This is a genomic window from Streptomyces sp. NPDC050759 (assembly GCF_044456945.1).
GTDB lineage: Bacteria > Actinomycetota > Actinomycetes > Streptomycetales > Streptomycetaceae > Streptomyces.
In genome coordinates this window covers 63,773-82,816 of the sequence record NZ_JBITGI010000023.1, presented here as the reverse complement: position 1 = coordinate 82,816, position 19,044 = coordinate 63,773, and the positions used below count along the sequence as shown (strand labels likewise).

Below are 19,044 nucleotides of genomic sequence, written 5' to 3'. Positions count from 1 at the left end.
GCCCAGCTCAAGCCCAGCGCTAGCTGCCCGCGGGGAACTGCGCGACAAGCCCCCACCGGCCCGCACCCGCCCGACCACCGCACCCGGCACCCCCGTAGGCGCCCAGCTCAAGCCCAGCGCTAGCTGCCCGCGGGGAACTGCGCGACCAGCCCCCACCGGCCAGCACCCGCCCGACCACCGACCCGGCACCCCCTACTCCGCACCCCCACGCCGCACCCGATCCCGCCGCCGCAGCAAAAGCAGTCCCCCCGCCACCGCAGTGATCCCCGCGGCCGCGGACCACCCCGCGATGTCACTGGAACCGGTGGCCGCAAGGTCATCGCCCGCGGCCGGGGACGCCGTACCCCCCGTCTGGGGCCGTGTGCCGGAGTCAGGAGAAGCGCTCGCACTGGTCGCCGGAACAGGAGAAGCCCCCGTATCCGAAACCCGGTCCCGCGTGAACGCCAGTGTGCCGAAGCCAAGTTGGTCGTAGCCCCCGCTGTTGGGGCCGTAGTCCCCGCCCCCACCCTCCGGCGCGGACCTCGCCGCGATGCGGGTGACGTACGACGCCGAAAACCCCCGCCGCTTCGTGTAGTGGTTCGCGATCATCGCCCAGATGGGGCGGGTCATCGCGGGGTCGACGTCGGCCGCCGCCGACGCCGTCTCCCGACCGGACCACCCCCCGATCGCCCCCTTCGCCCGGGTGTTCGCCGTGTAGGAGACGTCCCCTCCCATGCCCCACTTCGCCACATACTGGGCGCCCTTGAGGAACCGGCTGTCGTCGTAGCCGTACAGGTCGTACCCCTGGTTCCACGCCATCTCGCAGAACGTGCCCATCAGGCCGACCCCGAGAAGCGCGTGCCCCTGGTCCCGGCCCGCCTCCAACCACTCGGCGAGGCCGTCGTCGTACACGACGGGGATGGCGTGCTTGACGGAACCGAGGCCCTCGCCGTTCTTGAAGTAGTCGATCGCGCGGGCGACTTGGGATCTGTCGTCGCAGAAGATGCCCGTGGCCAGGACGCAGGCCATGGCGCACAGGTCCCAGTTGGTCCAGTAGTTGGTGATGACGGCACCGTTGTGCCGGACCAGGAAGTCGTCGCTGAGCGGGGCGAAGACCTTGCTGAGCATCTCCTGGAACCGGGAGAGGTCGAAGTCCGGGTGGTCCCGGACGAGTTCGGCGGCGTTGGCGAACTGGTAGCCGTAGAGCCCGGCGGCGAGGAATCGGTCCGCGCTGCCTTCGAGCGACGTCAGCTTCGCCGACCAGGCGTTGAGGATCGCCACGGCCGTGTCGGCGTACGTGCTGTCGCCGCTGACGTGGTGGCGGAGGCCGTTCTGGTAGGCGGCGTGGATGTCGTTGTAGAGCGTCGCGTAGTTCTGGGGGCTGCCCGCGCCCCGGTACACCGTCGCCTGCGGGTTGGGGGTCCAGCCGCTCTGCGCATGGCGGTTGGCGGTCAGCTTGGCGAAACCGGCCGTGTAGGGCGCGGCGCCCGCCTTCACCTTCGCGGCCATGCGGGCGAGGTCGGCCTGCGTGTGCAGCAGACCCGGGTGCGCGAAGGCGGAGTCGGCGGCGGTGGCGGGCACGGCTGTCGCGGCGGTCACCGCGACCCCCGCGGCTCCCGCCGCCTTGAGCATGCTGCGACGGCTGATCTGTGAAGTCACGAACGTCATTCCTCGCGTGCCGGTGGCTGGGGACGCTCAGGAGACGCGAGGGTGGAAGGGCGATAACAGAAAGAGGCCCGCAGGCCGCCGATTACAGCGAAGGAGCCGTTCCCATGACCATCCGCAGGATCATGCCCGACATCCATGTCGAGTCCGGTGAGGCCCTGAGGGCCAACCGCACCTTCTACGGCCTGCTCGGCTTCGAGGAGGTCATGGACATGGGGTGGGTCGTGACGCTGGCGTCGCCCGCCAACCCGACCGCCCAGATCAGCTTCCTCACCGAGGAGCGCACCGCCCCCGTCGTCCCCGACCTGAGCGTGGAGGTCGAGGACGTCGACGCCGTGTACGCGCAGGTCGTGGCGTCGGGCGCCGAGGTCGTACGGGAACTGCGGGACGAGGAGTGGGGCGTACGGCGCTTCTTCGTCCGGGATCCGAACGGCCAGGTGGTCAATGTGCTGACCCATCGGGAGGGAGGAGGTCGGTGACCTCTCAGGCGTTGCGGTCCGCCACCGCCCACGACGCCAGGGCCACCGCTCCCGCCACGCCGAACACCGCCGGCCACGCGCCCACCTTCTTGGCCAGCGGGTGGGACCCGGCGAAGGCTGCGACATACGCGGCCGTCAGCGCTCCGGCGGCCTTCCCGCCGGCCCGCTCCCGCCACTGCCGGGCCGCCGCGGCCCCGGCGACGGCCAGCACCGCCCCGCCCAGCTGCCGCTTCTTCGTCCAGCGGGCCACGCCGTACCCGCCGACGATCCCGCCCGCCGCGACCACCGCACTCGGAACCTTCGGAATCTTCGCCATGTCTGCCTCCTGAACGATCACGATCGACACCGCCGATGAGGCCGAGGCTAACTCCGGGCCGCGCCCGGAATTCGGACCTGAGTCGGGGCTTGTCAAGTTTCCTGGCTCCGAGCTATATAAGAAGGCGTAGGGCATCGCACCGCAGAGTCTGTGGAAAGGAGATGGACTGTGATGCTCATGCGTACCGACCCCTTCCGTGAGTTCGACCGGCTCGCGCAGCAGGTTTTCGGTTCCACCGCCCGTCCCGCCGCGATGGCGATGGACGCGTACCGGTCCGGGGACGAATTCGTCGTCCACTTCGACCTTCCCGGTGTCGACCCCGAGACGATCGAACTGGATGTCGAACGCAACGTCCTGAACGTCCGCGCCGAGCGCCGCGTCCCCGCCCCCGAGGGCGCGGAGATGATCGTCGCCGAGCGCCCCACGGGCTCCTTCACCCGTCAGCTCTTCCTCGGCGACACCCTCGACACGGAACGCATCGACGCCTCGTACGACACCGGCGTCCTCACCCTGCGCATCCCGGTGGCCGAGCAGGCCAAGCCGCGCCGTATCCAGATCACGGGCGGCGACAGCGACCGCAAGCAGATCAGCGGCTGATCCCCGCCCTCGCAACAGAGAGCGGCTGACCCCCCCAGCCCTCGCAACAGACAGCGGCGCCCCGCGGGCCGGTGTGTCCGTCCGCGGGGCGCCCGGCGCGACAACCCCCAGGAGACCCGTACATGAGCGCGAACCGACCCAGCTGGACCGACCTCGCCGAGGCGGTGCAGGACGCCGGACAGTACGTGAGCACAGCGGAGGCGGAACACGTCCTGCGCGTCGTCCTGTCCGCCCTCGGCGACCACGTCACCGGCGAGGAACGCGTCGACCTCGCCCGGGCCCTGCCCGAGGAGGCGGCCAGGATCATCGCCTCCCGCATCCCGCTCAACAGACCTTTGTCGGCACCGCAGTTCGTGGACACGGTGGCCGCCCGTATCGAGGGCGCGACCCCGGCGACGGCCCGCTGGCACGTCAGCTCGGTCCTGAGCGTGCTGCCGGAACTGGTGGGCGATGAGCTCGTGGACCGTGTCCTGGCCCAACTGCCCTCCGGCTACGCCCTGTTGTTCGGCAAGGCGGAACTGGCCCCCGCAGCGGCCTGACGTCCTGCCCGCCGTGCCTAGAGGGCTTCGCCCTTCCGTGTCTCGGCCCGCAGCCGCAGCTCCGTCACATACGCGGCGGAGACGGCACAGCCGATGGCGGCGAGGGCGAGGCCCACGGCGGCGGGGGTGACGTAAGCGGGGATCACGTCGGCGGTGTAGCTGCCGCCGCCCGTCATCTCGCAGTCGAAGGAGAGGGGGAGGTAGCTCACCGAGTAGTCGATGACATGGACGGCCCGGTCGTCCGTACGGCACGGCATGATCGGTGACGAGTTCGCTCCGCCGTCCTCCGCCTCCAGGACCGCGCCGACGACGTACAGCAGACCCCACGCGTAGACGGCGGCCCCCATGGCTCCCGCCAGAGCGGCGAGCCCGCGGAGCGCGGTGGGGAGTTGCGCACGACGGGCGAGACAGTCGGCGATCCGGCCGCCGCCGTAGCCGAGGAGCCCGAAGGCGGTGACCACGAGCACCAGGATGAGCAGCGGAACCAGCAAGAACACTCTGGACTCCTGACGACTCGTTTCCGGCTGACCACTCGTTCTTGGGTCCGCAGAGTCCAGCAGTACAGAAGGGGAACGGCTGTGGTGGAGCCCACAGTTCCGGCAACAGGGCTGTCACAGCCGGGACGTGGAAAACGGCTGGCGCACGGCGCGTGGGCGGGCGAGTCTTCCCTCACGAACGCAACCCAGGTGAGGCGGAGGGAAGTTGCAGCACCGGACCACGTACCTCACCGTCGGCGACGGCACCCGCATCTTCTACCGTGACCGTCCCAGCCCCAGTACCAGTCCCCGTCCCGGCCCGCCCGTGCTGCTCCTGCACGGACTCGCGGGTCATCTGGGCGAATGGGACGACCTGGCGGGGCGGCTGGAGGCGTCCGGGCACCGCGTGGTGTCGTACGACGCCCGTGGCCACGGTGAGAGCACCCGTCGCCCGGCGTCGGTGAGCCGGGCCGCCCATGTCGAGGACGCCGTGACCCTGCTGCGGGAACTGGATCTCGCCCCAGCGATCATCGTCGGCCAGTCCCTGGGCGGCCTTACGGCGATGCTGCTCGCGGCGGACCATCCCGGACTGGTCCACTCCCTGGTCCTGGTCGAGGCGGGTCCGGCGGGCCGGAGCCCGGAGCTGCCCGGTGAGATCGCGGGCTGGCTGGACAGCTGGCCCCTTCCCTTCGCGTCCCTGGCGGAGGCGACGGCCTTCCTCGGCCACGAGGCATGGGCCCGCGGGCTCGAGGAGCGGGCGGACGGCCTTCGTCCACGCTTCGACCGTGACACGCTGGTCCGGACGATGACGGAACTGTCCGCCGAGGGCTACTGGCCGCAGTGGTCGCGGATCCGCTGCCCCACACTCCTCGTGCGCGGCGCGTCCGGCACCATGAAGCCCGCGGAGGCGGCCGAGATGCTGGCCCGTCGCCCGGACACCCGTACGGCCGTCGTCCCGGGCGCCGCCCACGACGTACACCTGGACCGGCCGGAACCGCTCCACCGGGAGATCGAGAAGTTCCTGGCCGAACGAGCCGACGAGCCGAACGAGCCGACGAGCCGGCGAGCCGGCGAGTCGCTGAGTCGCTGAGGAGAAGCCCGTGAGGTACGTCTTCCTGGAGACCCAGAGGCTTCGGCTGCGGGCGTTCACCGAGGCCGACGTCGGGCATCTCGTCGCCCTGGACGGCGACCCGGAGGTGATGCGCTTCCTTACGGGCGGCGCGCCCACGCCCCCCGAGACGATCCGCACCCGCACCCTGCCCCGCCTCCTCCGCGACCACCCCGGCCTCGGCACCCGCGGCTACTGGGCGGCCGAGGAGAAGTCCACCGGCACCTTCCTCGGCTGGTTCGAGTTCCGCCCCCTCGACGACGACAGCCCGGCCGTCGTAGAACTCGGCTACCGCCTCAACAAGGCGGCGTGGGGCCGCGGTTACGCCACCGAGGGCTCCCGCGCCCTCATCGACAAGGGCTTCACCGACCTCGGCGTCGAACGCGTCACCGCCAACACCATGACCGTCAACAAGGGCTCGCGCCGCGTGATGGAGAAGTCCGGCCTGACCTTCCTGCGCACCTTCTTCGGAGACTGGCCGGAGGCGATCGAGGGCTCCGAGCAGGGAGAGGTGGAGTACGAACTCCTGCGCACCGACTGGGAACAACGCCGACGCGAGCACTGGCACTCATGAACACCGGCCGCCCGCTCCTCTACGTCGACGTCGACGGCCCCCTCAACCCGTACGCCGCCAAGCCCGAACGCCGCCCCGAGGGCTACACCACCCACCGCATGAAGCCCGAGGGCTGGCTGGCCCAGCACCCCGGCCTCCCCCCGTCCCGCGTCAGGCCCCTTCGGGTCTGGCTCAACCCCGCCCACGGCCAAGCACTGTTGAACCTGGCGGACCGCTACGACCTGGTCTGGGCGACCACTTGGCGCAACGAGGCGAACACCTTCATCGCCCCCGTCCTCGGCCTCCCACCCCTCCCCGTCGTCGACTGGCCCACGACATTTGCCCCCGGCCCGAACGGCACCTTCTGGAAGACCCGCCACCTCGTCACCCACGCCGAGGGCCGCCCCTTCGCCTGGCTGGACGACGAACTCGATGACAGGGACCGCGAGTTCGTGGCGGCCCATCACGACGGCCCGGCTCTGCTGCGGTGGGTGGACCCCCGGGTGGGTCTGCGGGACACGGACTTCGAGGCGGTGGCGGACTTCGCGCGAACTCTCTGATGGATCGACCCTGACGCCTTCAGCGAACCCCGTTCTGGCGCCCGGACACACCCCCGCCGCCCCGCTCGCACGAGATCGGCTTCTACGGCGGGGTGGCCCGCAAGCTCACGTGAACCGTTACAGCCTTACTGGTGGTACGGCTGCTGCGGGGCCTGTCCGCCCCGCATCTGGCCCCCGGTCCCGCCACCGGCGGCGGCCTGCGTCTGCAGCTGCTCCGCCTCCGCCGCGCTCAGCTTGCTCTCCGCACCGCAGAACGTGCACTGCGTCGCGTACTTCGTGGAGATCGGGAACAGCGGCACGAAGAACAGCGTGAACTTCGTGACGCGCTTGCGCAGGGTGTGCGCGGCCGGGTTCCCGCAGCGCCCGCACACCAGGGTGAGTATCGCGAGCTGGTACAGGTATCCCTTGGTGCCAAAGAGGATGAGCATGATGTCGTCGCCTTCCAGGATCGGTGCTTGAGAGGCAGTATCCCCGTGACCGGTGTCGGACCGGGTGCCCGCCGGTGCCGCTCGGTATGAGCGTGCCCTCGGTCCGGCCCCACGGCCCCACAGCCGCACGGCCGCACGGCCGCAACCGTCCGTCGGTGACCGGTCACCAGGGCCCCCGGCCGGTGCCGCCACCGCTGCCGACGCGGCCGGCCGCGCGGGCCGAGGCCCACCAGCCGGCCACGACCAGCGGGAGCACGGCCAGCAGAGGCAGCAGCGGGAAGTGGCCATCGGTGCCGTCGGAGGAGAAGGCGTCACGGACGGCCGCGTTCGCCGGCGAGGCGGAGACCACCAGCAGCAGCACCGAACCGATGACCAGCGTTCCGGTCGCGGCCGCCGTCGTGCGCACCAGCGGCGGACTACCGGCCGCTCCGAGCGCACTGCCCGTCAACGCGCAGACCAGGCCGGTGGTCAGACCGTTGCCGAGCACCAGGGGCAGGTTCTGTGGCACCGGGCAGATCAGCAGGGAGACCGCTGCCGCGAGTGTCATGAGCAACAGACCTACGACCAGGGGGATGACGAGCGCGGCGTATTGGGGCCGGCGGGTGCCGGTTGCGGCGGCGAGGCAGGCACGGGCCGCCGGTGGTTCCGCGGCCAGCTGGGTGCGGGTGAGCCAGGCCAGGGCGGGCACCAGCACGGCGGCGTTCCAGCCGAGCTGACTGCCGAGCCGGGACTGACCGTCCAGTGAGATCGCCACCAGTCCGACGTAGCACAGCACGGGCGGGAGCCAGCGCTGCGAGCGGAGGAGGAGGGCGCCGTAGTAGCGGAGCAGCGCGGTCACGGTCGGCCTCCGCTCGGGTGGATGGTGTGGGCCCGGGTCGCCGGGATGCCGTAGGACTGAAGCGGTGCTCTCACCGTGGTTCCCCGCTCGGGTGGGGGGTGTGGGCCCAAGCCGCCGAGGCGCCGTCGCGCTGAAGCAGCGCCCTCACCGCTGTCCCCCGCTCACGCCACGCACATGGGCCCCCGGCTCGGCGAGCAGCGCGCGCAGCACCGCGTCCGAGTGGGCCTCGTCCGTCTCCAGCCGAACGCTCCCGTCCCCGAGCGTGCTGACCGCCCGTACGCCGGGCAGCGCGGACAGCTCCGCCACCCCGCCCGTCAGGCCCGCGCAGTCGATCCGTACCGGTGCGGCGGCGACCTGCCGCGTCACGGCCACCGTGCCCCCACCGACGACCCACCGCAGATCGGTGCGCTCCGCGAGCCGTTCCGGATCATGATCGACGAAGACGACGGTCGTGCCCTCGGCCACCCGCCGCTCCACCTCCTCGTCCAGGGCGACCCGCGAATCGGCGTCCAGTCCCGTCCACGCCTCGTCCAGCACCAGCAGCTCGGGCTCGGCGAGGAGCGCCTGTACGACCGCCACCTTCTGGGACGTCCCCTTCGACAGCTTGGCCAACGGCCGCCCCGCGTACTCCTCGGCCCCGAACCGGGCCAGCAGCCGCGCCCCGCGCCGCTCCGCCTCCGCGCCCGGCAGACCGTGTACCCGCCCCACGAGCCGCAGATACTCCGACGCGCTGAAGGGCAGCGCGGGCGGGAACCGCTCCGGCACATACGCGGTACGCACCGGACGCCCGAGCACCCGCCCCCGGCCCGGCCGAGCCGACCCGGCGACCACCCGCAACAACGTCGACTTCCCGCACCCGTTGGCACCCTGGACCCGGATCAGCCGACCGGCCGGCAGGTCCAGATCCACCGCACGCACCACCCACGGCCCCCGCCACCCGTAGCGCAGCCCGACCCCCTCAAGTCTCACCCGGCCAGGATAGGAGGCAGCGGCGGGCGGGAGGCAGGGAAGCGCGACGACGGTCCGTTCGGCCGCTGATTCTCTGCTACGGCATGTCGAATGCGCCGTTCCTCGATCGACGTGAGAGTGAAGAAGGCACATCCAGGACCACATCCAGGACTACAGGAGCCCTCCGTCATGACCGTAACCGCGGATCTGGCCATCTCCCTCGACGGCTGCATCGCCGGCACCGACGTCACCCTCGACAACCCCGGCGGCACCGGCGCCGAACCCCTCTTCGAGTGGATCCACAACCTGGCGAGCTGGCGCGAACGCCAGGGCATGACCGGCGGCGAGGACAACCGCGACTCCGAGCTGATGCGCGAGTGGTTCGACGCGACCGGAGCGGTGGTGATGGGCCGCATGATGTACGACACGGGCGCGGACTTCTGGGGCGACAACCCGCCGTTCCGAACCCCGGTCTTCGTCCTGACCCACCGCCCGCACCCGCCCCTGGTCAAGCAGGGCGGCACCACCTTCACCTTCGTCACGGACGGCATCCACAGCGCCCTCGCCCAGGCGCGGGCGGCGGCCGGTCGACGGAACGTCGACATCGCGGGCGGCGCGAGGACGGTACGCCAGTACCTGAGGGAGGGCCTCATCGACGAGCTCCAACTGCATGTGGTGCCTGCGTTGTTGGGGGACGGGTTGCGGTTGTTCGAGGGAGTGGGGGCGGGGCGCCTCGAGCAGGTCAGAGTGGTGGACACTCCGCTGGCCACGCACCTGAAGTACCGCGTCGGGAAATGACCTTGTTTGGCCCGGGTCTCGATTCAGGGCTCCAGACGGCTCAGCGCCTCCATGGCCTCGCGTTCGATGCGTGAGAGCTCGTGGAGGGCGGTGCCCGCCCGTACGAGGTACTGCTCATCGCCCGACTCACCGGCTCGGGTGATCAGAGCGGCGACCTCCGTCCACAGCGCGGCGGCCTCGCTGTACAGCCGGTGACCGGTCCGCAACTGTGGACTGGGCTCCAGCACTTGGGAGCACTCGGCGAGGAAGTCCCGGTAGAGATTGCGGAACAGGGCACCGCCGGTACCGCCCTTTTCCATCAGAAGGGCGGCCTGCGGCAGGTCCCGCCGCGGGTCGTCGGTCCGCCGCAGCCAGGTGGGTACGAGCTTGCCGCTCTTCTCGATGCCACGGTGACCCAGGTTGGCGATGGGCGGGTTGAGAAAGGCGTCGGCGCAGGCGGTGATGGCGGGAACGATCCTCGTGTGAGCAGCGGGCAGGTCCTGGGGAACGGTGAGGGTGAAGGACCGGTGCCTGGCGGTCATGGGCCCACGCGCGGCCCGAGCCTGAGCAAGACCGCCCAGGCTGGTGGACACCGCTCCGCCCTGCTGCTCGGTGTCCACCAGGTAGGCGACCTGGTCGTCGTAGCCGTACATCGCGACGACATGACCACCGAAGTGCACCTTCGACCCGAAGTAGTCCAGGTGATAACTGTCGAGCTGCAGCCCCACGGGCCGGCCGCCATCGATGACCTCCACGACGTTCGCCCACGCCTTCCGGGGCGAGGCGGTCTCCTGCACCACGAGATCCATCTCGAGCGTCTCGGCCAGATTCCTGGTGAGCTCGAACGGCTTGACCCGCCCCCCGAGAAAGGGGAACCCCATGCTCTTGCTGTCCCAGTAAACGAAGGAGAGCCCGCGGCCCAGGCCGAAGAGCATGGGTTCGGAGAGGTCGAGTCCTTGGTGGCGCAGGAGTACGCCGAGGGTTGTGGTCTCGCAGTGCTGTGTGGCGCGGACGTCGATGCCGTTCACGGTGGTCACGCGATGCTCTCCTGGTCGGGGTGATCGGCCCGGTCATCATCGCTGCGATGACGCCGTCTGCCGCTCACCGCTCATCGGTCTCCCGCTTCAGCCGTTCCGTGAGAGCGATGCCTTCCCGCACAGCCGTGTCGAAGTCAGGCTCCTGGCGGAGACGGATCCTGCCTCGGTAGTCGACGATCACCATCGCGACCGCGCTCAGATCCGTCTCCGACGACGCCTCCAGCGCACGTTGGAGGTCCGCCTCGAAGGACACCGCGTCGTCGGGGAAATCCCGGCCAGACCGGAGGGCGGCACGGACATCACCGATGGTCCGCAACGGCGGCGACGCGGGCACGGGTTTCCTCGTGTGCGGTCCGCTCATGGTCGCCTGCTCCTAGAAGTCCTCGGGACGACGTACTCCAGACAGGAAGCTGCCCCACGCCCCCACTGACAGGATGAGGTACGGGCGTTCAGGCGCTTTGGAATCCCGTACGAGAACCCCGGGCTGTACGAAGGCGGCCTCCACGCACTCGGTTCCGCTGCCTCCGCTGTAGGAGGACTTGAACCACTCGTGCGTCGGTGCCTTCGTCATCAAAGCTCCTTGCTTATACGGCGAATGACCGCCGCAGAGGACTCAAGGTCGAGCGCCTGGGCGCTGAGGTACTCGAACGCCAACCTATAACGCTCCAGTTCGGGCCGCTTCTCCATGAAGAGACCGCCGCCGAGCAAGTCCACGTACACCACGTCCAGTTCGGAAGACGGACCTCGCAGGACCGCGAAACTGCCTACGGTGGCCGCGTGTGCGCCAGATGAAAAGGGGAGCACCTGGATGGTGACGTGCGGTCGTTGAGACATGGCGAGTAGATGCTGGAGCTGGTCCTGCATGACCTCGCGGCCGCCCACCCTGCGCCGCAGCGCCGCCTCGTCGATCACGCACCAGAGCAGCGGGGGCTCATCGCGTTCGAGAAGCTCTTGCCTCTTCATCCGGATGTCGACCATGTGCTGAACTTCGCGCTCGGGGCACTGCACCTCTGAGGCTCGGTGGACGGCTTCCGCGTAGGCGCGGGTCTGAAGAAGACCGGGGACATACATACAGGCGTAGTGGTCTTCGCGTACGACTTCGTCCTCAAGCGTGAGCATGAGGTTCATCGACTCGGGGATGGGGTCGGCGAGCGACCTCCACCAGCCCTGGATCTTGGCGCCTTTCGCGAGCTCTACGAGGGCGAGGCGCTCCTCGTCCGAGGCACCGTACTCACGGCAGAGAGCATCAACGGCCGGCCACTTGACCGTGCCTTCCTTCGTTTCGTATCGGCTCAGGGTCGCCTTCGAGATGCCGACGCGGGTGCCTGCCTCTTCGAGGGTCAACCCCTTTCGCTCGCGGAGACGACGGAGGTCGGCGCCGAGTTGGCGCCTTCGTGTCGTGGGTCCAACTGCCATTCCTACGGCCCTTCGTGTCGATCTAGCAGATCGTCCTGGTTGTCCCAACTGGACGGCAAGGTGGCGCGCGCCGGGGGCGCTCGCTGGGCACCCACACCACCAGAGGCAGGAAATGAGAGTTCCATTTTGAGAGTTCCAATGCAACTCTCTCTATGTGGGTGGATGCACCCGGCAACTCGGCTCGAAGGTAGAGGTGTTGATGGATGGACTGCATCGCTGGTGTCTCTAGGAAGCCCTGGAGCCTTCCCTTCACGGCGGAACCGCAGGAGGTCCCGGCGCTCCGGCGGATGATGCGGCTTCACTTGGGGCTGTGGGGGCTTCACGGTGTCATCGATGCCGCTCAGCTCTGCGTCAGCGAGCTCGTGTCGAACGTCATCAATCACGTGGGCACCGGTACGCCCGCCACCCTCGTCGTGTCCATGATTGGAACCCGCGTACGGATCGAGGTCCACGATTCCGATACCCGCGCTCTGCCGGTGTTCCTCGATGCCGGACTGGACGCCGAGTCCGGCAGAGGAATGGCGCTGGTCACTGCTGTCACCGACCGTTGGGGCGTTCAGCTTCAGGCCGACCGGAAGGTGACGTGGTGTGAACTGCCGACGGGGTTGCCTTCAGCCGAAGGGCACTCTGGGGGCGCTCGGGTGAATCGAGTGGAGGCCCTGTTCAGAGGCTACGGCTGCGAGCCGGAGCGCTTGCGGCCCGCGGGAGCTGGGGCGGTGGCGGTGGTCGAGGAAGTGGCGATCGACGTCATTGTCGACGTTCTGCACTGGCTGAGGGTGCACGGACGCGACTCCGATGAGGCACTCGATCGCGCGCAGATCCTCTTCGAGGCGGAGGCCGAGTAGCTGACCGTGCTGCCCGTGGATTGCCGTCGCCTGCGTAATGCGATGGCAATCCACCGACAGGAGCGCTCGCGAGCGAGGGGGTGTGGGCTGAAGCTCAGGAGATAAGCGCAGGGCAATCCATGCAGCGCAAGCCTTGTGGAGTGCCGCTCAAGGCCGTGGTGCTCGCCTCGAACTCAGAGAATCCGCCGCTGTCATTTCGGTACACGATGCCAATGCCATGCTCAGCAAGTAGGTCACGGAGATCTTCGCGGGGGAGCGTCGGCGTGAGCACCATCAGGTGGAGGGGCTGCTGGTGAGCCAGGCGTCTCAAATAGCGGCGCGCCTGGAGGAGTTGAGCGAGAGCCTGCTTGATCGACTCGTTTGCTGCGCTGCCCGTAGCCTCGTACAGCGTGTTGTTCGTCTGGTTGTAAAGGTCGAATACAAGTTGAGATGTCGAGTTCCGCATCGACAGCTCTAATTGAACGATAGTATCTCCAGCCGCGGTTTGACGATCCTCGAAAGCGTCTGCCAGATCGTCACGGACCGCCAGGCCTACCTGGTTGGCGTCCGTTGGTTGCGGTGCGCGCCTCTGGCGTCGGTACGCCCTGGCTATGCGGCCTGCGGTCCGATGGAATCGAAATCTGGAAACGGGTGCTGGTTGGAGGGTGTCGGAAGCCTCCCGGATGCAGGGGCCAATTGGACGCAGCCGGAAGACTATGACGTTGCGGTCCATTCCCAGTTCGTCTTTGGCTTCCCGTATCTCGAACGGATTGCGTTCGTCAACCTTGAACTTACCTATATACTTATGTGTTCGAGTGTCGCTCCCTGGCACCTTTCCCACGGCAATGAATAAATGCAGGGTCCGACCCTTTTTGGCGTGCTCCAGGATTGCGGCATTTCCGCCACTGAGGCTTTGATCGCCTCGCTTACCCGCTCCGGTATAGGTGAATATAGGGCCTATGTCATCGTCTTCGGCGAGCCATCCATCGCTATATCCGTAACGCTCGCCAATCTTGCTGTCGGAGAATAAGAGAACATTTCTTTTCTCTTTCGCTGGACAGATTCCAGCGTAGCCACTGCCGCCAAGCACGGGGTGGATGTCGGCGCGGGTGAGGACGGCACCGGGTTGAAACCCGGGTGTGGGTGTAGTCATAGGTCGAGGTTAATAGCTTCTGCACTCACGGAGTGTGGGAAGTGATGGAGGCCGCTGGGAAGGATGTTGTGGTCGCGCTGGGTCCAAGCGAGGATGGCCTGATGAGTGATGCGACGGGGACGGTCATCTCGGGTGTTATCGCTTTCGCGGCTGCGGTCATCGGAGCGGTGATCGCTGGCAGGTACGCTAAGCATGGAGCAGAAGCGGGCGGACGCAAGGCAGTTGAGGCAGCACTCACGCAGGTGCATGGTCAGGCTGCAGCGGAGCACTGGCAGTGGGTACGTAGTCAGCGACATCAGTCCTTTGCCGCCCTCCTTGCGGCTTATGCCGCTCTAGATGAGGTACTTACCCGTATTGCACCTGAGGTGCAAAATGGGGCCGGGTTTGATGAAGCGGCAAGGCGGGAGGTGAGGGAGCAGACGCTCGAATTGCAGGCTAAAACCAGTCAATTAGCCCTATGGGGACCAAGCGAGGCTTATGCATTGGCCTATGCGATCACGGGCAAGTCGGTGGCGGCTGTGCATGCCTTGCTGCATATCGAGAGTGTCAGTTCCCGAAGTTCTAGCGCCGATTGGTCCAGTTTTGGGCAAGCTAGGGACGGGATGGTGCAAGCGCACGCAACCTTCCTCCAGCGGGCTGGCGAGATCATTCGTGACCCACGGCAGCCGATCAGCTAGCGCTGCGCCCGCACTCTCATGGCAATCGGACCATCCGCGTCCCATCCCCGGTCCCGGCCCACCTACCATCTCCTGCCATGAACGAACCGGATCAGGTCCTGGGCTGGCTTCAGGACTGGTACGCCGCGCAGTGCAACGACGACTGGGAGCACGAGTGGGGCGTGAAGATCGCCACGCTCGACAACCCCGGCTGGACAGTCACCATCGACCTGGAGGAGACGGACCTGGAAGAACACACCTACCCCCGCCAGGGCGTCAACCGCAGCCCGCACGACTGGGTCTGGGCGTGGACATCCGAGAAGATCTTCCACGCCAGGTGTGGGCCGGCCAACCTCACCGAGGCCCTCACGCTGTTCCGCGCCTGGGCGATCTCGAACACTCCCTGAGCAGTCGCACGGCCGTAGGACACCGATCCGGTGAACCTGTGCTCCCTGTCTGCTAACCCGCAGCGATGGCAGAGTACGACCAGACGTCCGCAGGCAGTTCATGATGCAGCTGCCACGTGATGGCCATGGGCTTGCTGCCCTCGTGCCGGAGGTAGGTGGCCGGGCCGAGCAGCATCCACGGCTGGGCTTTGCCGATGTCAGTGTCCTTGTAGCGCCGCATGAACAGCAGTACGTGACTGCCGCGTTGGACGTGTTCTTGGTAGCGCAGACCGGTAGGAGAGGTCTCTGCCGTGGTGCTCTGTGACTCCCAGTGGAAGAGGGAAGGGCTCAGTGCGTAGTCCTTGTACCTGACGGTCGGAGAGAAGTCCTTCTCGTTCTTCTCGAGAGTGATCAACAGCGCGTCCGTCTGGTTCGGCTGGTCCCACAGAACGCCCTGCGCGAAGGAACCAGGCATTTGCCCCTTGAGTCGAGCGACGCCAAGCGCGGCCAGGATCTCCGAGCGGTTGTAAGCACTGTGGATCTTCAGAGGGATGTGCGCGTGTGGGCCCGCCAAAGGGATGGGGAAGTGGTCGGCCTGGCCCATCACATAGTCAAGTACCTGCCGCAGTTCGCTACGGAGGGCTCGCTGCTGGCGGAGTGATTCAAGTCCTTGCGCGTAGGAGCTGAAACCACCGGCCTTGTCCCAGAGATTGAAGAAGAGCATGCGCGCGTATGTCTTGTCTCTCGGATTCAGAGCCTCGTAAGTCGGAGCGTCATCGCTCAGCAGGCGGGTATACGCCTCAGCGCGTTCGAGGTCGTCGACGTGCAGGAAGGCATGCACGCGCTTCAAAAGGTCTTCCTCGCCAGCCTGTTCAGGTAGCTCGGCCAGACCGGCGCGCCGCAGGACGGACGTCCATGAGTTGCTCGACTTGTACAGCTCCTTGATTTCGCGGCGGCTCTCCCTGAGGTAGTCGGCGAGGAGCGGTGTGCGGAAGGCCCTGACCTCCTTGGCGAGAGTCTGAACGGTTGCCTTGATCTGGGCGCGAATGTTGTCCAGCACAATGTCCTTGGACTTACCTTCAAGGATGATCTGGCAGCCGGACGGCAGTAGAGGGAAGTCATGCTCGGCGTGCTCAAGAAGTCGGTTGCGTGACAGGTTTGTCATCGCACGGAATTGCTCCTCGAAACGGAACTCTGCACGGTGCTGTCCGATGAAATCGAGGACCGTGAGCACCGGCTTGTCCGGCGTGCGGCGTAGGCCTCGACCGAGTTGTTGGAGGAAGACGGTGGCGCTGTTCGTGGGACGGAGGAGCAGGAGCGTATCGACGTCGGGGATGTCCAAGCCCTCGTTGAACAGGTCTACGGAGAAGATGACCTGGACCCCTCCTGTCTTGAGCTCAGACAGGATCCGGTCGCGGACTTCAGGCTTCGACTCACTGTCCAAGGCCGCAGCCTTGTATCCGGCTTCTTGGAAGCATTTCGCCATGAAGTGAGCGTGCTTCCGGGTGACGCAGAATCCGAGGGCCCGCATACTTGTCGGGTCGGACACCTTGTCCCGCAGTTGCTTGATGACGATACGAGCCCGAGCGTGGTCCGCGGAGAACAAGTCGCCGAGTTGGCTCTGGTCGTACGTCCCCGAACGCCAGTTGAGGCGTGTGAGGTCTGTGCCATCGGGCACGCCGAAGTAGTGGAATGGGCACAGAAGGTCGTTATCGAGCGCCTCCCACAGGCGCATCTCGGCAGCGATCCTGCCCTCGAAGAACTCGTCCTGCACATTGAGCCCGTCGGCACGCTCAGGAGTAGCGGTCAGGCCGAGGAGCTGCTTCGGCTTGAAGTGGCTGAGGACGCGACGATATGTCGTAGCCGTAGCGTGATGGAACTCGTCGACGACGATGATGTCGAAGTGCTCCGGAGCGAACTGGTCGAGTCGCTGGTCGGTCAGCGATTGGACGCTGGCGAAGACATGCTGCCAGTCGCGCGGTAGCTCACCGCTGAAGAGGGGTTCGCCGAATGACGCATCATCGAGGACTTCGCGATACATACGCAGCGACTGCTTCAGGATCTCTTTGCGGTGTGCCACGAAGAGCAGACTCGGGTACTGCTTGCCGCCCCACTCTCTGTGCAGATTGCGGTAGTCAAGGGCGGCCATGACGGTCTTGCCCGTGCCAGTCGCAGCCACCAGCAGGTTGTGAGGGTGCCCGCGGACCTCACGCTCGACGCGCAGGCGCTCCAACATGTCGGCCTGGTGTGGGTACGGCCGAACTTCGAGGCCTGAGAGGCTGATCTTTGAGTCCTGGTGAGACGTCGAGCTACCGGCCACGCCCAGAGCCTCGTCCAACTTCAGGGCGTCGCGAGTTGGATCGTAGGTCTCAAAAGCGATGTCGTTCCAGTAGGAGTCAAAGCTGGCCTCGAACTTGTTCAACACAGCCGGTGTCGCCACGGACGACAGGCGTACGTTCCACTCCAAGCCGTCGAGAAGTGCGGCCTTGGAGAGGTTGGAGCTCCCTACATACGCGGTATCGAATCCGCTATTGCGACGGAACAGCCAGGCCTTGGCGTGCAGGCGAGTCGAGCGGGTCTCGTAGTTGACCTTTACTTCTGCGCCGAAGTCTCGGACCAGTCGGTCGAGGGCATGCCGGTCGGTTGCGCCCATGTATGTCGTGGTGATGACGCGAATGGGTACGCCACGACGGGCGGCTTCTCGGAGAGAGCTCTCCAGGACACGGATGCCATACCACTTTACGAAGGCACACAGAAGGTCGATGCGGTCGGCCGTGGCTAGCTCTGCGCGCAGTTCGGCGCCGAGGTTGGGATCGTCCGGGGCGTTGGTGATCAGTGCGGTTTCAGAGAGGGGCGTGAGCGGGCGGATGGCGTAGACGCCGGGGGCTTCCTGCTCCGCGAGGGCGAGCAACTGCCGGGGGCCATCGACGATGCTGCTGTTGCCCTCTCCTTCATCCAGTCCAGGCGCGCTACTGGTCAGCGATTGCATGATCTGGTTCGCGACGGCCACCTGCTCGTTCTGTGGCAGTTGAGCCAACCGACGGCCGATGGTTTCGCCAATGTGCCTAGCCAGCACGTGCGGGGTGGACTCTGGGCTGACCTCCGCGTCGATGGCCTTCCAGCCCGCAGCCTCGAGTCCCTGTATCTGGTCGTGCAGCTCCTGAGTGACAAGCCGTTCGTGGACGCCAGCCTTGAGGTCACTCGATTCCGCCACGACCGCTCCTTCGTTCCCTCATGCCGATGTGGATCTGTTCTAACAGCAGTCACTGACAATCGAAGCGCTTGTGTCGAAACTTGATCGATTTCAGGCCGTTGCCCTTGGCTGAGGCGGGCAAGTCGGCCTGGGATGGGGACAGCCCGTGACGTACGGCGGCTGGGAGAGTCGGGCTGGGCGGTTCCTGGTGAGGCAGACCATGGCGGCATACGAACTGCAGTGGGAGGTACCACGCGCTGTCGTCGTCGGAGTCCGCGCGAATCCCAAGGGTGGGCTCCAGCGAGGCCGTTTCGAGTTGGCGTTCGCGGTTGGGTCGTGGATCGCGTTGGTGGCGTCAGTGCCGACGCATGCCGAGCCGTTTGCGGCACAGGTGGGTAGCTGTTAGATCGGGGCTACAACCTGAAAACTCTGCCATCCGGCTCCAGCCTGAGGGCCTGTCCTGTGGATCTTTCCGGGCCCGGCGCTCCTGGCACGGCTGCACTGGGCCGCACCCATGTTGGCCGGACGGTCACGCGAGCGATGGCCACCGATCGGCGGCCCACTCCCGCCATCCTGACCATCCAGCAGGCGGACCTCCCACCTCATGTTCCTCTAGTTCCGTGGCGTCGGGCTCCTCGAACAGCGTCCTCCAGTGCACGAGGTCCGTCTCGCTCATCGCGAAGGTCTGATCAGGGGTGGTCGACTGGCGATGGGCGATCCGAGCGCGTTGGGTCTCATGGTCCACCGGCACGTACACGAGTTGACAGGATGCGCCCACAGACGTCACCAGCCAGCGGATCGCGGACCTCTCGTCACGCGACCAGCATCCGAAATCCAAGACCACGTTCGTTCCCAGCTTCAGCGCCTCCAGACCGAGCCAGAGCAGCCGTCCTTCCAGCACATCGCGCTTCCCGGCCGGCTGCGGATCGCCGAACAGCGGGATCATCCACTCATCCGGCGTCAGCCGCAGCGCTCTGTGCTCCATGGCCAGCTGCCGCGCTCTCGTGGTCTTTCCGGCGCCGGGCAGACCGACGGTCAGGAACAACGTCGTCACGCCCAGATATTGTCACGAAGGCCAAGTGATCATGGCTTGAGTCAAAGCCGGATCGAAGTCAC

General features: G+C 67.0%; 23 protein-coding genes and 1 pseudogene. 11 read left to right on the top strand and 13 right to left on the bottom strand.

Translation table 11 applies throughout. The features are described from left to right. Positions 1-192 precede the first annotated feature (192 nt). The gene (locus ACIBJB_RS42525; protein WP_398939405.1) at positions 193-1,638 is read right to left on the bottom strand and encodes an alginate lyase family protein; all 1,446 of its coding nucleotides are present in this window, start codon (positions 1,636-1,638) and stop codon (positions 193-195) included. Between the two features lie 113 nt (positions 1,639-1,751). Between ACIBJB_RS42525 and ACIBJB_RS42520 the strand changes: the two genes are divergently transcribed. Then, positions 1,752-2,123 (top strand): VOC family protein, encoded by a 372-nt coding sequence (locus ACIBJB_RS42520; protein WP_398939404.1) that lies wholly within the window; start codon positions 1,752-1,754, stop codon positions 2,121-2,123. 4 nt (positions 2,124-2,127) lie between these two features. On the opposite strand, the gene ACIBJB_RS42515 is transcribed toward ACIBJB_RS42520, so the two are convergent. Then, positions 2,128-2,430, bottom strand: a complete 303-nt coding sequence (locus ACIBJB_RS42515; protein ID WP_398939479.1) for a hypothetical protein — start codon at positions 2,428-2,430, stop codon at positions 2,128-2,130. Positions 2,431-2,610: 180 nt separating this feature from the next. Between ACIBJB_RS42515 and ACIBJB_RS42510 the strand changes: the two genes are divergently transcribed. Then, positions 2,611-3,036, top strand: coding sequence for an Hsp20/alpha crystallin family protein (locus tag ACIBJB_RS42510; protein ID WP_398939403.1), 426 nt, complete (start codon positions 2,611-2,613; stop codon positions 3,034-3,036). A 122-nt stretch (positions 3,037-3,158) separates the two neighbouring features. Further along, entirely contained in the window at positions 3,159-3,575 is a 417-nt protein-coding gene (locus ACIBJB_RS42505) for a DUF2267 domain-containing protein (RefSeq protein ID WP_398939402.1), read from the top strand. Between the two features lie 17 nt (positions 3,576-3,592). On the opposite strand, the gene ACIBJB_RS42500 is transcribed toward ACIBJB_RS42505, so the two are convergent. Then, a complete protein-coding gene (locus ACIBJB_RS42500) occupies positions 3,593-4,072 on the bottom strand; it encodes a hypothetical protein (protein WP_398939400.1) in 480 nt (159 codons plus the stop codon). Positions 4,073-4,277: 205 nt separating this feature from the next. Here ACIBJB_RS42500 and ACIBJB_RS42495 point away from each other — a divergent pair, with 205 nt between their 5' ends. The 4 genes and pseudogenes from ACIBJB_RS42495 to ACIBJB_RS42480 all read left to right on the top strand — a co-directional run. Next, complete coding sequence (locus ACIBJB_RS42495; RefSeq protein ID WP_398939398.1) at positions 4,278-5,141, top strand: alpha/beta fold hydrolase; 864 nt, start codon at positions 4,278-4,280, stop codon at positions 5,139-5,141. A gap of 10 nt (positions 5,142-5,151) precedes the next feature. Further along, positions 5,152-5,733, top strand: coding sequence for a GNAT family N-acetyltransferase (locus ACIBJB_RS42490; RefSeq protein ID WP_398939396.1), 582 nt, complete (start codon positions 5,152-5,154; stop codon positions 5,731-5,733). Further along, a complete protein-coding gene (locus ACIBJB_RS42485) occupies positions 5,730-6,272 on the top strand; it encodes an HAD domain-containing protein (protein WP_398939394.1) in 543 nt (180 codons plus the stop codon). Before ACIBJB_RS42490 ends, ACIBJB_RS42485 begins: the two co-directional genes overlap by 4 nt. A gap of 17 nt (positions 6,273-6,289) precedes the next feature. Further along, a pseudogene (locus tag ACIBJB_RS42480) lies at positions 6,290-6,385 on the top strand (SAM-dependent methyltransferase); the annotation flags it as partial. Positions 6,386-6,397: 12 nt separating this feature from the next. Here ACIBJB_RS42480 and ACIBJB_RS42475 read toward each other — a convergent pair. From ACIBJB_RS42475 to ACIBJB_RS42465, 3 genes are all read right to left on the bottom strand, one after another. Beyond that, entirely contained in the window at positions 6,398-6,700 is a 303-nt protein-coding gene (locus tag ACIBJB_RS42475) for a zinc-ribbon domain-containing protein (protein ID WP_398939392.1), read from the bottom strand. A gap of 163 nt (positions 6,701-6,863) precedes the next feature. After that, entirely contained in the window at positions 6,864-7,538 is a 675-nt protein-coding gene (locus ACIBJB_RS42470) for a hypothetical protein (RefSeq protein ID WP_398939390.1), read from the bottom strand. 144 nt (positions 7,539-7,682) lie between these two features. Next, positions 7,683-8,507 carry an ATP-binding cassette domain-containing protein gene (locus tag ACIBJB_RS42465; protein WP_398939388.1) on the bottom strand — a complete coding sequence of 275 codons (825 nt, stop codon included), beginning with the start codon at positions 8,505-8,507 and terminating at the stop codon, positions 7,683-7,685. A 168-nt stretch (positions 8,508-8,675) separates the two neighbouring features. Here ACIBJB_RS42465 and ACIBJB_RS42460 point away from each other — a divergent pair, with 168 nt between their 5' ends. After that, positions 8,676-9,284: a dihydrofolate reductase family protein gene (locus tag ACIBJB_RS42460; RefSeq protein ID WP_398939386.1), complete on the top strand. Its 609-nt coding sequence runs from the start codon at positions 8,676-8,678 to the stop codon at positions 9,282-9,284. Between the two features lie 23 nt (positions 9,285-9,307). Here ACIBJB_RS42460 and ACIBJB_RS42455 read toward each other — a convergent pair whose 3' ends face one another. The 4 genes from ACIBJB_RS42455 to ACIBJB_RS42440 form a co-directional block, all read right to left on the bottom strand. After that, positions 9,308-10,300 carry a BtrH N-terminal domain-containing protein gene (locus ACIBJB_RS42455; protein WP_398939384.1) on the bottom strand — a complete coding sequence of 331 codons (993 nt, stop codon included), beginning with the start codon at positions 10,298-10,300 and terminating at the stop codon, positions 9,308-9,310. A 64-nt stretch (positions 10,301-10,364) separates the two neighbouring features. Then, positions 10,365-10,661: a hypothetical protein gene (locus ACIBJB_RS42450; protein ID WP_398939382.1), complete on the bottom strand. Its 297-nt coding sequence runs from the start codon at positions 10,659-10,661 to the stop codon at positions 10,365-10,367. Between the two features lie 12 nt (positions 10,662-10,673). Further along, on the bottom strand, positions 10,674-10,871 hold the full coding sequence (locus ACIBJB_RS42445; protein ID WP_398939381.1) for a DUF397 domain-containing protein: 198 nt from the start codon (positions 10,869-10,871) through the stop codon (positions 10,674-10,676). Continuing rightward, entirely contained in the window at positions 10,871-11,716 is an 846-nt protein-coding gene (locus ACIBJB_RS42440) for a helix-turn-helix domain-containing protein (RefSeq protein WP_398939380.1), read from the bottom strand. Before ACIBJB_RS42440 ends, ACIBJB_RS42445 begins: the two co-directional genes overlap by 1 nt. 203 nt (positions 11,717-11,919) lie before the next feature. On the opposite strand from ACIBJB_RS42440, the gene ACIBJB_RS42435 reads away from it, so the two are divergent. Next, positions 11,920-12,561 carry an ATP-binding protein gene (locus ACIBJB_RS42435; RefSeq protein WP_398939379.1) on the top strand — a complete coding sequence of 214 codons (642 nt, stop codon included), beginning with the start codon at positions 11,920-11,922 and terminating at the stop codon, positions 12,559-12,561. Between the two features lie 94 nt (positions 12,562-12,655). Here the strand turns inward: ACIBJB_RS42435 and ACIBJB_RS42430 are convergent, their stop codons facing one another. Further along, positions 12,656-13,693: a hypothetical protein gene (locus tag ACIBJB_RS42430; RefSeq protein ID WP_398939378.1), complete on the bottom strand. Its 1,038-nt coding sequence runs from the start codon at positions 13,691-13,693 to the stop codon at positions 12,656-12,658. 41 nt (positions 13,694-13,734) lie between these two features. Here ACIBJB_RS42430 and ACIBJB_RS42425 point away from each other — a divergent pair, with 41 nt between their 5' ends. Both ACIBJB_RS42425 and ACIBJB_RS42420 read left to right on the top strand, forming a co-directional pair. Continuing rightward, a complete protein-coding gene (locus ACIBJB_RS42425) occupies positions 13,735-14,370 on the top strand; it encodes a hypothetical protein (RefSeq protein WP_398939377.1) in 636 nt (211 codons plus the stop codon). A 77-nt stretch (positions 14,371-14,447) separates the two neighbouring features. Beyond that, positions 14,448-14,756, top strand: a complete 309-nt coding sequence (locus tag ACIBJB_RS42420; protein ID WP_398939376.1) for an immunity 53 family protein — start codon at positions 14,448-14,450, stop codon at positions 14,754-14,756. Positions 14,757-14,808: 52 nt separating this feature from the next. On the opposite strand, the gene ACIBJB_RS42415 is transcribed toward ACIBJB_RS42420, so the two are convergent. Beyond that, a complete protein-coding gene (locus tag ACIBJB_RS42415) occupies positions 14,809-17,949 on the bottom strand; it encodes a DUF3427 domain-containing protein (RefSeq protein ID WP_398939374.1) in 3,141 nt (1,046 codons plus the stop codon). A 508-nt stretch (positions 17,950-18,457) separates the two neighbouring features. Continuing rightward, positions 18,458-18,982, bottom strand: a complete 525-nt coding sequence (locus tag ACIBJB_RS42410) for an AAA family ATPase (RefSeq protein ID WP_398939372.1) — start codon at positions 18,980-18,982, stop codon at positions 18,458-18,460. Between the last annotated feature and the right edge of the window lie 62 nt (positions 18,983-19,044).